Here is a 14,051-nt window from a genome sequence, read left to right as displayed (position 1 = left end):
TGTTTACTTCCCTTCCAGGTTGGAGACCAAGGCAATCCATTGCCGGCCCTCAGTCATCGGCAAGCAATGACATCGGGTGTCGAAATCAGAACATCGGGTAGATCGAAGAGTCCGGCTTCTTCTTTTTCTTCTTGCCGAAGAGGCGTTGGAACAAGCTCTTGATGTAACTCATGGCAGACTCCTTTAAAGAACATCGAGGATGATTTTCGAGACGAAATCATTCCCCTGGTCGGTGAAGTGAATACGGTCGACGAACAACCACTGTTCAGGCCGCAGGGCCTCGGACAGCAGCGGCGTGATGTTCACGAAGCGCACGCCCATCTTCTGGGCGCCCTCGCGCAGGCGGGCGGCATAGGCCTCGCAGACGCTGGGTTGCAGGATGTCGCCATAGACCTCGCTGAAACTGCCGGCGCGATCCAGCTCGGCGAACAGCTGTTCTTCCTCGTCGCAGCCCTTTTCCCGGACCCAGCCGGCCAGCGGCTGCAGAATGAAGGTCAGCTTGGCGCCCATATCGACCGCCAGCGCGCGCCAGGTATCCAGGTGACGCAGGGTCAGGTCGGCGGCGTATTCGATCTGCTCTTCCATGGTCGGTGGCGGCTCGGGCGCCGGCTCTTCCTGTTCCTTGCCGAGCAAGGCGCGGAACATGCCACGCTTGGGCGCCTGGGACTCCGGACGCATGGCATCGAAGAACTGGTTGCAGTTGAAGAAAGCGCCGTGTTCGCCACGGCTGCTTTGTGGCTGGCGGGCCAGCCCCAGGTTGTTGAACCCGGAAAACAGCACGATCTCGTCGACCTTGGGCAGCAAATGACGGTAAAGGGTGAAGAGCGTCAGTTCCTGGGTCGAGTTGAAGCTGCGTCCGCCAAAGTTGATCCAGGGCTTGCTGTCCGGATCGTTCTCGGCCAGGCGCGACGGCAGTGTCCAGGCGTCCGAACTGGCACCGATGCCAAACACGGTCGAGCTACCGGCCAGCACCCGCACGCTCTTGGCATGGCGGCTATTGGCCACTGAATACTGTATGCCCAGCAGTTCCGAATAACGGAAGCCCGAGGCATCTGTATTGACCACCTCCGAACGGTGGTCGGTAGGATGGAAATACATCAAATAAGGCAGCCAGCGAACCTCACCACCATCGGTGAACTTCTGCTCGTACTCAGCCATCTGCGGAGTCAGTTTGATCCTTGCCGTCATTACCCTGCTCTTCCTTGAGAAGTCATCGTCTAAAGTAGCCTGAAGGGGAAGCCCGTTACACGTTGCCCGGGAGACTCTGAATTGCGCCGCGACTGTATTTAAGAACAACCAGTACAGCGCGATGCGGGCCATCTTCCCAAAGGCAATCACTGTCTTATAGGTACACGACGGATGATTTTTCTCAGTACAGATTGCCTTTTCACCCTGAAAAATTTTCAAAAAAAGTGAAATCTGTAACTTTTTATACGACAGATGAGTCGCTACAGTCCCCCGCATGACTCGATACCTGAATCTCGCCGAATACATCAGCAGCCGCATTGAGCAAGGGTTATACGGGCCGGGGGAGCGCTTGCCTTCGGTGCGGGCCCTGAGCCTCGAGCACGGCGTCAGCCTCACCACCGTGCAACAGGCCTATCGGGTCCTGGAAAGCTCGGGCCTGGCTATTCCCAAGCCCAAGTCGGGCTATTTCGTCCCGGCCGGCCGGCGTTTGCCGGAACTGCCGAAGATGGGACGGCCGTCGTTGCGGCCTGTGGATATTTCCCAGTGGGACCTGGTGCAGGACCTGATGCGCCAGGAGCAGAACGCCAATGCCATTCAACTGGGCTGCGGCATGCCCGACACCACGGCGCCGACCCTCAAGCCGCTGCTGACCGCCCTGGCGCGGATCAGCCGGCGTAGTGACAGCCCAAGCCTGCAATACAACCACCTGCAAGGTGTGCTGAGCCTGCGCGAGCAGATTGCCCGCCTCGGCGTCGACTCCGGTTGCCGCCTGACACCTGCGGAAATCGTCGTCACCAGCGGCTGCCAGGAAGCCCTGTCCATCGCTATCCGCGCGCTGTGCGAACCCGGCGACATCGTGGCCATCGCCTCCCCCTGCTTCCACGGCATCATCCAGCTGCTCAAGGCCGCCGGCCTCAAGGCCCTGGAGATTCCCACCGACCCGGTCACCGGCATCAGCCTGGAAGCCATGGAAATGGCCCTGGAACAGTGGCCGATCAAGGCCATCCAGCTCACGCCCAATTGCAACAACCCGCTGGGCTACATCATGCCGGACGATCGCAAGCGCGCGATGATCCGCCTGGCCCAGCGCTACGACGTGCCGATCATCGAAGACGATATCTATGGCGACCTGGCGTTCCGCTACCCGCGGCCGCGCACCCTGAAGTCATTCGACGACGACGGGCGCGTGCTGCTGTGCAGTTCGTTCTCGAAAACCCTGGCGCCAGGCCTGAGGATCGGCTGGATCGCCCCGGGGCGTTACCTGCCACAAGTGCTGCACATGAAATACGTCGGCTCCGGCACCACCGCGACCCAGCCACAGCTGGCGGTGGCCGAATTCATTGCCAAGGGTCATTACCTGCCGCACCTGCGGCGGATGCGCAAACAGTACCAGCGCCATCGCGACCTGATGACCGAGTGGGTCAGCCGCTACCTGCCGGAAGGCACCCGGGTCAGCAAACCCCAGGGCGGGTTCACCTTGTGGGTCGAGTTGCCGGACGAGTTCGACACCTACACCCTGAACCGGCTGCTGGAAGCCGAGGACATCCAGATCGCCAACGGCAATATCTTTTCCGCGGCCGGCAAGTACCGCAATTGCCTCAGGCTGAACTTTGCCGGCGTGCCCAATCGCAAGATCGAACAGGCGATCAACAAGATCGGCCTGGCGGTCGCGCAACTGCTCCCCGCCTGACAGCCCCTCGCCACCGCCCCTCGTCCTGCAGCGGCGAGGGCTTTAAACGAATCAGGCCCTGGCCGCGCGCCACAACTTGCCACCCAGCGACACCACGACCAGTACCGCGGCGCCGGCGATGATGCCGGCCACGGCATTGAGCAGCGTCGGCATGATCAGCGAAACCCCGCCAACCGCCTCGGCCGTGTACGCCGTGACAGTCTCGATCCAGTGATGCGCCGCCGGCACACCGTGGGTCAGGATGCCGCCGCCGACCATGAACATGGCCGCGGTGCCGATCACCGAGAGGCTTTTCATCATGTAGGGCGCTGCGCTCAGGATCGCACCACCGATGCTTTTCGCCACCTGGCCCGGCTTCTGCGCCAGCCACAGGCCGAGATCGTCGAGCTTGACGATACCGCCCACCAGGCCGTACACCCCGACAGTCATGACAATGGCGATGCCCGAAAGCACCACCACCTGCTGCATCAACGGCGCGTCGGCGACGGTGCCCAGGGTAATGGCGATGATCTCGGCCGAGAGAATGAAGTCGGTGCGGATCGCACCCTTGATCTTGGTCTTCTCGAAAGCCACCAGATCGGTGGCCGGGTCCGCCACGGCTTCGATCAGTTGCTGGTGCTCGGCCTGATCCTCGGCCTTGCTGTGGAGGAACTTGTGGGCGAGCTTTTCAAAGCCTTCGAAGCACAGGTAGGCACCGCCGAGCATCAGCAGCGGCGTCACCAGCCAGGGCGCGAAGGCGCTGATGGCCAGCGCCGCGGGCACCAGGATCAGCTTGTTCAGGAACGAGCCCTTGGCCACCGCCCAGACCACCGGCAACTCGCGCTCGGCGCGCACCCCGGAAACCTGCTGGGCATTGAGCGCGAGGTCGTCCCCCAGCACCCCGGCGGTCTTCTTCGCCGCCACCTTGGTCATCAGCGCCACGTCGTCGAGTACCGTGGCAATATCGTCGATCAGCACCAGCAAACTGCTTCCGGCCATGGATCAGGGTTCCTTGAGGTCATAAATTGTTGCGAAGCATAGCGCGCAACGAGGGCCGGCGGGGCATTCTTGAGCCTCGCGCAAGGCCGGTGCTACCATGCGCAACCGCCCGAACAGGCAAGGAATCACCTGGTTTATGAGCACCATCCGCGAGCGCAACAAAGAACTGATCCTGCGTGCCGCCAGTGAAGAGTTTGCCGACAAAGGCTTCGCTGCGACCAAAACCAGCGACATCGCGGCCAAGGCGGGGCTGCCCAAACCCAACGTCTACTACTACTTCAAGTCCAAGGAAAACCTCTACCGCGAGGTCCTGGAAAGCATCATCGAGCCGATCCTCCAGGCTTCGACCCCGTTCAACGCCGACGGCGTGCCCAGCGAAGTACTGAGCGGATACATCCGCTCGAAGATCCGCATCTCCCGCGACCTGCCCTTCGCCTCCAAGGTGTTCGCCAGCGAGATCATGCACGGCGCTCCGCACCTGAGCCCGGACCAGGTCGAGCAGCTCAACGCCCAGGCCAAGCACAACATCGATTGCATCCAGACCTGGATCGATCGTGGCCAGATCGCGCCCATCGACCCGCACCACCTGATGTTCAGCATCTGGGCCGCGACCCAGACTTACGCCGACTTCGACTGGCAGATCTCGGTGGTGACCGGCAAGACCAAGCTGGACGAGTCCGATTACGAAGCCGCCGCCCAGACCATCATCCGCCTGGTGCTCAAGGGCTGCGAAACGGACAAGTAAGCCAGCCCCTGTAGCCGCTGCCGCAGGCTGCGATAAGGCCGAAGGCCTTCAGCGATCTTCAGATCTTGCGCACACGTTGTGTGCGATCGCAGCCTACGGCAGTGGCTACACGGCTACAGATCAGGCGCTCACGCCCGCATCCGCCTGCAAGCCCTGCGCCTCGATGGCGCTGATCGCACATTGCTCGTCGATGTCCGAGGTGTCGCCGCTGATGCCGATCGCCCCCACCACCTCCCCCTGCTGATCACGAATCAACACCCCGCCCGGTGCCGGCACCACGCTGCCCTGCCCCAGGCTATTGAGCGCGGCAATGAAGGCCGGCCGCTGCTGCGCATCCAGCGCCAGCAGGCGCGAGCCCTTGCCCAGGGCAATCGCGCCCCAGGCCTTGCCGATAGCGATCTGTGGCCGCAGCAGGCTGGCCCCGTCTTGGCGCTGCAAGGTCACCAGATGCCCGCCGGCATCGAGCACCGCAATGGTCAAGGGTGCCGCGCTGATCTCACGGCCAAAGGCCAGGGCCTTGCCGGCCAGGCTGACTGCAACGTTCAAGGTTAAAGCGCTCATGGGTGCCGTCCTTATTTTGTTATTGGGAGAAATCGGGGTGTTCCGATAAGAAGATCCACACAACAAATAGAGCACAACAAATTTTTATTTTGTATACAATAATTTTCGCAAATTCCTGATTCCGACGAAAAGCCGCCTGTTTATCGGTACCGGACGAACGCATCCAAGCTCGAGAGAAAATGGATTGACCTGCAACGCTCGCCGTGAATACACTCCGCAAAAAGCCACTTGTATACAATTACAAAACGTAAGAGGTACAAAACAATGAGCAAAATGAGAGCAATCGAAGCCGCCGTTCTGGTGATGCGCCGTGAAGGGGTCGATACCGCCTTTGGCATCCCGGGTGCCGCCATCAACCCGCTGTACTCCGCCCTGCAAAAGGTCGGCGGCATCGATCACGTCCTCGCTCGCCACGTTGAAGGCGCCTCGCACATGGCCGAGGGCTACACCCGCACCAAAGCCGGCAACATCGGCGTGTGCATCGGCACCTCCGGCCCTGCCGGCACCGACATGGTCACCGGCCTGTACAGCGCCTCGGCCGACTCGATCCCGATTCTCTGCATCACCGGCCAGGCCCCACGGGCCCGCCTGCACAAGGAAGACTTCCAGGCCGTCGACATCACCAGCATCGTCAAGCCGGTGACCAAATGGGCGACCACCGTCCTGGAACCGGGCCAGGTGCCTTACGCGTTCCAGAAAGCCTTCTATGAAATGCGCTCCGGCCGCCCCGGTCCGGTGCTGATCGACCTGCCGTTCGACGTGCAGATGGCCGAGATCGAATTCGACATCGACGCCTACCAGCCACTGCCGCTGGCCAAGCCTTCGGCGACCCGGGTCCAGGTCGAAAAGGCCCTGGCCCTGCTGGATCAGGCCGAGCGGCCGTTGCTGGTCGCCGGTGGCGGCATCATCAATGCCGATGCCAGCGAACTGCTGGTGGAGTTCGCCGAACTGACCGGCATCCCGGTGATCCCGACCCTGATGGGCTGGGGCAGCATCCCCGACGATCACCCGCAGATGGTCGGCATGGTCGGCCTGCAGACCTCCCACCGCTACGGCAACGCCACCCTGCTCAAGTCGGATGTGGTCCTGGGCATCGGCAACCGCTGGGCCAACCGCCACACCGGCTCGGTGGACGTCTACACCGAGGGCCGCAAGTTCATCCACGTGGACATCGAGCCGACCCAGATCGGCCGGGTATTCACCCCGGACCTGGGCATCGTTTCCGACGCCAGTTCGGCGTTGACCGTATTCATTGAAGTCGCTCGCGAATGGCAGGCCGCCGGCAAGCTGAAGAACCGCAGCGCCTGGCTGCAGGATTGCCAGCAGCGCAAGTCGAGCCTGCAACGCAAGACTCACTTCGACAACGTGCCGGTCAAGCCGCAGCGTGTGTATGAAGAGATGAACCAGGTGTTCGGCAAGGACACCTGCTATGTCAGCACCATCGGCCTGTCGCAGATTGCCGGTGCGCAGTTCCTGCACGTGTACAAGCCACGCCACTGGATCAACTGCGGCCAGGCCGGCCCGCTGGGCTGGACCATTCCGGCGGCGCTGGGGGTGGTCAAGGCCGACCCGAGCCGCAAGGTGGTGGCGCTGTCGGGCGACTATGACTTCCAGTTCATGATCGAAGAGCTGGCCGTGGGCGCGCAGTTCAAGCTGCCGTACATCCACGTGGTGGTGAACAACTCCTACCTGGGCCTGATCCGCCAGGCGCAGCGCGGTTTCGACATGGACTACTGCGTGCAGCTGTCCTTCGACAACCTCAACGCCCCGGAACTCAACGGCTACGGCGTGGACCACGTCGCGGTCGCCGAAGGCCTGGGCTGCAAGGCGCTGCGGGTATTCGAGCCTGCGGGCATCCAGCCGGCCCTGCGCCAGGCCCAGGAAATGCTCGAACAGTTCAAGGTGCCAGTGATCGTCGAGATCATCCTGGAGCGTGTCACCAACATCTCCATGGGCACCGAGATCAACGCGGTCAACGAATTCGAAGACCTGGCTCTGGTCGGCAACGACGCCCCGACCGCGATTTCCCTGCTCGACTGACACCCCTATGTAGCCGCTGCCGAAGGCTGCGATCGCATCCGCAGGATGCGCAAGATCTCAGGATCGTCAAAGGCCTTCGGCCTTATCGCAGCCTGCGGCAGCGGCTACAGGGATTGATACTTCTACAGGAGACCACCATGCCGCGTTTTGCCGCCAACCTGTCCATGCTGTTCACCGAACAGGACTTCCTCGCTCGCTTCAAGGCCGCCGCCGAGGCCGGCTTCAGTGGTGTCGAATACCTGTTTCCCTACGAATTCAGCTCCGCCGAAATCAAGGCGCAACTCGACGCCCACGGCCTGACCCAAGTGCTGTTCAACCTGCCTGCGGGCGATTGGGCGAAAGGCGAGCGCGGTATCGCCTGCCTGCCGGACCGGGTCGAAGAGTTCCGCGCCGGGGTCGACCTGGCCATCGCCTACGCCCAGGTGCTGGGCAATACCCGGATCAACTGCCTGGCCGGCATCCGCCCACAAGGCGTCGACGATGCCACGGTGGAAAAGACCTTTATCGCCAACCTCAAGTACGCCGCCGAGAAACTCCAGGCCGCGGGCATCAAGCTGGTGATGGAAGCGATCAACACCCGCGACATCCCGGGCTTCTACCTGAACAACACGGCCCAGGCCCTGTCGATCCGCGAACAGGTCGGCAGCAGCAACCTGTACCTGCAATACGACATCTACCACATGCAAATCATGGAGGGCGATCTGGCCCGCACCCTATCCGGCCACCTGGACGCGATCAACCATGTCCAGCTGGCGGACAACCCGGGGCGTAACGAACCGGGGACCGGCGAGATCAACTACCACTTCCTGTTCGGGCACCTGGACAAGATCGGCTACCAGGGCTGGGTCGGCTGCGAATACAAGCCGCTGACCACCACCGAAGCCGGCCTGGGCTGGCTCAAGAGCCACAACGCAATCTGATCGGGCACCGCGTCATCGTTCATCGCGGGCAAGCCGGATCGCCGCCCGCTCGCGAGACGAATGCCCGCGCACCCCGCGACCTTTAGAGCAATAACAAGAGAGGATTTTCTCATGGCTAAAATCGGATTCATCGGCACCGGCATCATGGGTCACCCAATGGCCTCCAACCTGCAAAAAGCCGGTCACAGCCTGTTCCTGTCCCAGCACCACGACGCGGCCCCGGCCGACCTGGTCGCCGCCGGCGCGGTCGCCCTGGCCTGCCCCAAGGAAGTGGCCCAGGAAGCCGAATTCATCATCGTCATGGTCCCGGATACCCCGCAGGTCGACGACGTGCTGTTCCGTGCCGACGGTGTGGCCGCGGGCGTCGGCCCAGGCAAGGTGGTGATCGACATGAGTTCGATCTCGCCGACCGCGACCAAGGCCTTCGCCGCCAGGATCAACGAAAAAGGCGCGCAGTACCTGGACGCCCCGGTGTCCGGTGGTGAAGTCGGCGCCAAGGCGGCGACCCTGAGCATCATGGTCGGCGGCGACAGCCAGGCTTTCGAGCGCGCCCTGCCGCTGTTCCAGGCCATGGGCAAGAACATCACCCTGGTCGGCGGCAATGGCGACGGCCAGACCGCCAAGGTGGCGAACCAGATCATCGTCGCCCTGAACATCCAGGCGGTGGCCGAGGCCCTGCTGTTCGCCGCGAAAAACGGCGCCGACCCGGCCAAGGTGCGTGAGGCGCTGATGGGCGGCTTCGCCTCCTCGAAGATCCTCGAAGTGCACGGCGAGCGCATGATCAAGGGCACCTTCGACCCCGGCTTCCGCATCAGCCTGCACCAGAAGGACCTCAACCTGGCCCTGCAAGGCGCCAAGGAACTGAACATCAACCTGCCGAACACCGCCAACGCCCAACAAGTGTTCAGCACCTGCGCGGCCATCGGCGGCAGCAACTGGGACCACTCGGCGCTGATCAAGGGCCTGGAACACATGGCGAACTTCTCGATCCGCGACAAGTAAGAGAACGCCAGGAAATCCCCTGTAGCCGCTGCCGAAGGCTGCGATCGACTTGGGCGGCACTCCGACGCAGCAGGCGTGCACTTGCACATCGCAGGAAGGTTCTTCGAACCTTATCGCAGCCTTCGGCAGCGGCTACAGGTTGCGTTACAGCCACACCTCGAATAACAAGAAATCCGGGAGCCCGCCATGTCGGTCGATCCGCAACAATTCCTCCGTGAGCTGTTCGCCACAGCCATCGACGCCGCCCACCCGCAGCACGTCCTCGAAGCCCATTTGCCCAGCGACCGCAGCGGCCGGGTGATCGTCATCGGTGCCGGCAAGGCCGCCGCGGCCATGGCCCAGGTGGTCGAACGCTGCTGGCAGGGCGAAGTCAGCGGGCTGGTCGTCACCCGCTACGGCCACGGCGCCCCCTGCGAAAAAATCGAAGTGGTCGAAGCCGCCCATCCGGTACCCGATGCCGCCGGCCTGGCCGTGGCCAAGCGCGTGCTGGAACTGGTCAGCGACCTGACGGAACAGGACCGGGTGATCTTCCTCCTGTCCGGCGGCGGTTCCGCCCTGCTGGCCCTGCCCGCCGCGGGCATCAGCCTGGCGGACAAGCAGTCGATCAACAAGGCCCTGCTCAAGTCCGGCGCCAGCATCGGCGAGATGAACTGCGTGCGCAAACACCTCTCGGCGATCAAGGGCGGCCGCCTGGCCAAGGCCTGCTGGCCGGCCACCGTCTACACCTACGCGATTTCCGATGTACCGGGCGACCTGGCCACGGTCATCGCTTCCGGCCCCACCGTGGCCGACCCCAGCACCTCGGCCGAGGCCCTGGCGATCCTCAAGCGTTATGCCATCGAGGTACCGGCGGCGGTGCGCACCTGGCTGCAAAGCCCGGAGTCGGAAACCGTCAAGCCCGGCGACCCGAGCCTGGCCCGCAGTCACTTCCAGTTGATCGCCCGGCCGCAGCAATCGCTGGAGGCCGCCGCAGTGAAAGCCCGCCAGGCCGGTTTCAGCCCGCTGATCCTCGGCGACCTGGAAGGCGAGTCCCGCGAGGTGGCCAAGGTCCACGCCGGCATCGCCCGCCAGGTGGTGCTGCATGGCCAGCCGCTGGCGGCGCCCTGCGTGATCCTGTCCGGCGGTGAAACCACAGTCACCGTGCGCGGCAATGGCCGCGGAGGGCGCAATGCCGAGTTCCTCCTGAGCCTGACCGAGAGCCTCAAGGGCCTGCCCGGCGTCTACGCCCTGGCCGGCGACACCGACGGCATCGACGGCTCCGAAGACAACGCCGGCGCGATCATGGCCCCGGACAGCTACGCCCGCGCCGCCGCCCTGGGCCTGAATGCCAGCGACGAGCTGGACAACAACAACGGCTATGGCTACTTCGCGGCCCTGGACGGGTTGATCGTCACCGAGCCGACCCGTACCAACGTCAACGACTTCCGCGCCATCCTGATCCTCGAGAGCCCCAAACATGACGCCTGACAAAAAGGTCAAAATCCTCGCCACCCTCGGCCCGGCCATCGACGGCATCGACGACATCCGCGAGCTGGTGCAGGCCGGGGTGAATATCTTCCGCCTCAACTTCAGCCATGGCGACCACGCCGATCACGCCCAGCGTTACCAGTGGATCCGCGAAGTCGAAAAACAGCTGAACTACCCGCTGGGCATCCTGATGGACCTGCAAGGCCCGAAACTGCGGGTCGGCACGTTCGCCGAAGGCAAGGTCCAGCTGCACCGTGGCCAGGCCCTGCGCCTGGACCTGGACAGCTCCCCGGGCGACCAGCGCCGGGTCAACCTGCCCCACCCGGAAATCCTCAAAGCCCTGGAGCCGGGCATGGACCTGCTGCTGGACGATGGCAAGCTGCGCCTGCGGGTCACCGCCAAGCACGCCGCCGCCATCGACACCACGGTGCTCAACGGCGGCGAACTGTCGGACCGCAAGGGCGTCAACGTCCCGCAAGCGGTGCTCGACCTCAGCCCGCTGACCGCCAAGGATCGCCGCGACCTGGACTTCGGCCTGGAGCTGGGGGTGGACTGGGTTGCCCTGTCGTTCGTGCAGCGACCCGAGGACATTCATGAAGCCCGCGCGCTGATCGGCGACAAGGCGTTCCTGATGGCCAAGATCGAGAAACCCTCGGCAGTCACCCAATTGCGCGAGATCGCCGAACTGAGCGACGCGATCATGGTGGCCCGTGGCGACCTGGGGGTGGAGGTGCCGGCCGAAAGCGTGCCGCAGATCCAGAAGAGCATCATCGGCACCTGCCGCCAGCTGGGTAAGCCGGTGGTGGTGGCCACGCAGATGCTCGAATCCATGCGCTTCTCCCCCGCCCCGACCCGGGCCGAGGTCACGGACGTGGCCAACGCGGTGGCCGAAGGCGCCGACGCGGTGATGCTCTCGGCGGAAACCGCCTCCGGCGAATACCCGCTGGAGGCGGTGCAGATGATGAGCAAGATCATCCGCCAGGTGGAAAGCGGCCCGGACTACCAGGCCCAGCTCGACGTCAGCCGGCCCCAGGCCGAAGCCACGGTGTCCGATGCCATCAGTTGCGCGATCCGGCGCATCAGCAGCATCCTGCCGGTGGCGGTACTGGTGAACTACAGCGAGTCCGGCAGCTCCAGCCTGCGCGCGGCCCGGGAACGGCCGACGGTGCCGATCCTCAACCTGACGCCGAACCTGTCCACGGCGCGTCGCCTGACAGTGGCCTGGGGCGTGCACTCGGTGGTCAACGATCGCCTGCGCCAGGTCGACGAAGTCTGCTCCACCGCCCTGGAAATCGCCCAGGCGCAAGGCATGGCCAAACGTGGCGACACCCTGTTGATCACCGCGGGCGTGCCGTTCGGCCAGCCGGGCTCGACCAACTCGCTGCGCATCGAAACCCTGATCTGAGCCTCTGTAGCCGCTGCCGAGCACAGCGAGGCTGCGATCGAGGTGGGCGGCATTCCGACGCAGTCCTCGCCAGGCCCGAGCACTGGATTTGCCTGGAACACGGCATTGCCTGATTGACGGCCGCTACGCGCCCGATCGCTGCCTCGCTGTGCTCGGCAGCGGCTACAAGAGCCCACCCTCATGCCTTCAGAACACTTCAACGTCCAATGCCCCGACTGGGCCACCGCCCTGCTCAACGGCTTCAGCCAGATTTTCCTCCAGCGCCATCCGCTGTGCGGCCTGCTGTGCATGCTGGCCATCCTGCTGACCGCTCCGGCGCTGCTCGGCGGTGCGCTGCTGGGCGGCGTGGCCGGGCTGCTCACCGCACAGCGCCGGGGTTATGCCAAGGCCGACCGGCAAGCCGGGCTGTTCAGCTACAACGGGGTCCTGCTCGGCCTGCTCCTGAGCCTGCGCTTCGACTGGTCGGTGCTGCTGCCATCGCTGATCATCGCCTGCGGCGGCCTCAGCGCGATCCTCACCCAGCAATGGCTCAAACGCGCCCGCGATCAATATTGCCTGCCGGCCTACACCGCGCCCTTTGTCGGCCTCGGCTGGTTGCTGCTGGGCCTGGCCGCACCGCTGCCCGCCAGCGTCGACGTGCCCTGGGTCGAGCCCGATGCACCGGGGCTGCTGCAGGCACTGATCCAGGGGCTCGGCCAGGTGATGTTCCTCGAGCATCCGCTGGCCGGAGTGCTGATCGCCCTGGGGTTGCTGCTGGCTGATCGCCGGGCGGCTGCCTGGGCGCTGTTCGGTTCGGCGGCGGGCCTGGGCTTCGCCCTGCTGCAACAGGAACCTATCGGCGCCCTGCTGGGCCTTGGCGGCTACAACAGCGCCCTGGTGGCCCTGGCCCTGAGCCAGGACCGCCGCCGGTCCTGGCTGGCGCTGCCGGGTATGGCCCTGGCGCTGCTGCTCACCCCGGGCTTCGCCGCGCTGGGCCTGCCCGCTCTGACCGCGCCCTTTATCCTCGCCTGCTGGCTGGTCCGTGCAGCAATCCGAGTCCTGCGCCAGGCCACCGTGGACAGCACGCCTTGCGCTACCGGGGGCAATCCCCCTAGGCTTCGCTGACCTTCGATTCAGGCGAACAACATGGACAACAGCACGGCCATCGACAAGCACTGGCGTGAGCGTCTCTACGTCATGATTTTCCAGACCGACACCGTGGCCGGTCGACGCTTCGACAGCACCCTGTTGCTGATCATCCTCGCCAGCCTGGTGATCGTGATCCTCGACAGCATCGACGAGGTGCATCAGAACTACGCCAATGTGCTGGCCTATATCGAATGGGGTTTTACCCTGATCTTCGCCATCGAATACGGCCTGCGCCTGTACTGCTCGCCCAAGCCGTTGCGCTATGCCTTCAGTTTCTACGGGCTGGTGGACCTGCTGGCCATCGTGCCGGGGATCCTCGCCCTGTATTACAGCGACGCCCAGTACCTGCTGATCATCCGGGTGATCCGCATGCTGCGCATCTTCCGCGTGCTCAAGCTCAGCCCGTATCTCAAGCAGGCCAACTACCTGATGTCGGCGTTGCGCGGCAGCAAGCAGAAAATCATCGTGTTCCTGCTCAGCGTGTCGACCCTGGTCACGGTGTTCGGCACCCTGATGTATGTGGTCGAGGGGCCCGAGCACGGATTCACCAGCATCCCCAAGGGCATCTACTGGGCCATTGTCACCCTGACCACCGTGGGCTTTGGCGACATCGTGCCGAAGACGCCGCTGGGCCAGGTGATTTCGTCCCTGGTGATGATCACCGGTTACTCAATCATCGCCGTGCCCACCGGGATCTTCACCGCGGAACTGGCCAATGCCCTGCGCGGCGAACAGCTCAAGCACGACTGCCCGGTGTGCAGGAAGAACGACCATGAGCACGGCGCCGCGTTCTGCTCGCGGTGTGGCAATGCGTTGTTCCCGAAAGGGGTTCAGGAAAACTGAATAAGCAAAGCACTTTTTAATCTTTAAAGAGATATACCGCCCCGGCTATAGTCGCGGCAAATTGCCTTCACTCTCGAATACTTC

At 63.8% G+C, this 14,051-nt stretch carries 12 protein-coding genes; 9 read left to right on the top strand and 3 right to left on the bottom strand.

The genetic code is table 11. From position 1 onward, the window contains the following. Positions 1-183: 183 nt before the first annotated feature. A complete protein-coding gene (locus H0I86_RS08340; protein WP_180924669.1) occupies positions 184-1,188 on the bottom strand; it encodes an SGNH/GDSL hydrolase family protein in 1,005 nt (334 codons plus the stop codon). A gap of 274 nt (positions 1,189-1,462) precedes the next feature. Here H0I86_RS08340 and H0I86_RS08335 point away from each other — a divergent pair, with 274 nt between their 5' ends. Then, a complete protein-coding gene (locus tag H0I86_RS08335) occupies positions 1,463-2,878 on the top strand; it encodes an aminotransferase-like domain-containing protein (protein ID WP_009047750.1) in 1,416 nt (471 codons plus the stop codon). Between the two features lie 51 nt (positions 2,879-2,929). Here H0I86_RS08335 and H0I86_RS08330 read toward each other — a convergent pair whose 3' ends face one another. Next, on the bottom strand, positions 2,930-3,856 hold the full coding sequence (locus tag H0I86_RS08330) for a DUF808 domain-containing protein (protein WP_180924668.1): 927 nt from the start codon (positions 3,854-3,856) through the stop codon (positions 2,930-2,932). Positions 3,857-3,992: 136 nt separating this feature from the next. Here H0I86_RS08330 and H0I86_RS08325 point away from each other — a divergent pair, with 136 nt between their 5' ends. Next, positions 3,993-4,601 carry a TetR/AcrR family transcriptional regulator gene (locus H0I86_RS08325; RefSeq protein WP_180924667.1) on the top strand — a complete coding sequence of 203 codons (609 nt, stop codon included), beginning with the start codon at positions 3,993-3,995 and terminating at the stop codon, positions 4,599-4,601. Positions 4,602-4,721: 120 nt separating this feature from the next. Here H0I86_RS08325 and H0I86_RS08320 read toward each other — a convergent pair whose 3' ends face one another. Further along, complete coding sequence (locus H0I86_RS08320; RefSeq protein WP_180924666.1) at positions 4,722-5,162, bottom strand: GlcG/HbpS family heme-binding protein; 441 nt, start codon at positions 5,160-5,162, stop codon at positions 4,722-4,724. A gap of 264 nt (positions 5,163-5,426) precedes the next feature. On the opposite strand from H0I86_RS08320, the gene gcl reads away from it, so the two are divergent. From gcl to H0I86_RS08285, 7 genes are all read left to right on the top strand, one after another. Next, complete coding sequence (gene gcl / locus H0I86_RS08315; RefSeq protein WP_180924665.1) at positions 5,427-7,202, top strand: glyoxylate carboligase; 1,776 nt, start codon at positions 5,427-5,429, stop codon at positions 7,200-7,202. 137 nt (positions 7,203-7,339) lie between these two features. Beyond that, positions 7,340-8,122, top strand: coding sequence for a hydroxypyruvate isomerase (gene hyi, locus H0I86_RS08310; RefSeq protein WP_180924664.1), 783 nt, complete (start codon positions 7,340-7,342; stop codon positions 8,120-8,122). Positions 8,123-8,233: 111 nt separating this feature from the next. Further along, positions 8,234-9,124 (top strand): 2-hydroxy-3-oxopropionate reductase, encoded by an 891-nt coding sequence (locus H0I86_RS08305; protein WP_180924663.1) that lies wholly within the window; start codon positions 8,234-8,236, stop codon positions 9,122-9,124. 186 nt (positions 9,125-9,310) lie between these two features. After that, complete coding sequence (locus tag H0I86_RS08300) at positions 9,311-10,591, top strand: glycerate kinase type-2 family protein (protein WP_180924662.1); 1,281 nt, start codon at positions 9,311-9,313, stop codon at positions 10,589-10,591. Beyond that, positions 10,581-11,996 carry a pyruvate kinase gene (gene pyk / locus H0I86_RS08295; protein WP_180924661.1) on the top strand — a complete coding sequence of 472 codons (1,416 nt, stop codon included), beginning with the start codon at positions 10,581-10,583 and terminating at the stop codon, positions 11,994-11,996. Before H0I86_RS08300 ends, pyk begins: the two co-directional genes overlap by 11 nt. 180 nt (positions 11,997-12,176) lie before the next feature. Beyond that, complete coding sequence (locus H0I86_RS08290) at positions 12,177-13,100, top strand: urea transporter (RefSeq protein WP_180924660.1); 924 nt, start codon at positions 12,177-12,179, stop codon at positions 13,098-13,100. 21 nt (positions 13,101-13,121) lie between these two features. Beyond that, positions 13,122-13,967, top strand: coding sequence for an ion transporter (locus H0I86_RS08285; protein ID WP_180924659.1), 846 nt, complete (start codon positions 13,122-13,124; stop codon positions 13,965-13,967). Positions 13,968-14,051 lie beyond the last annotated feature (84 nt).

Origin of the sequence: Pseudomonas chlororaphis subsp. aurantiaca, from assembly GCF_013466605.1 — a bacterium.
Classification (GTDB): Bacteria; Pseudomonadota; Gammaproteobacteria; order Pseudomonadales; family Pseudomonadaceae; genus Aquipseudomonas; species Aquipseudomonas chlororaphis_I.
This window is presented reverse-complemented; position numbering and strand designations above follow the sequence as displayed.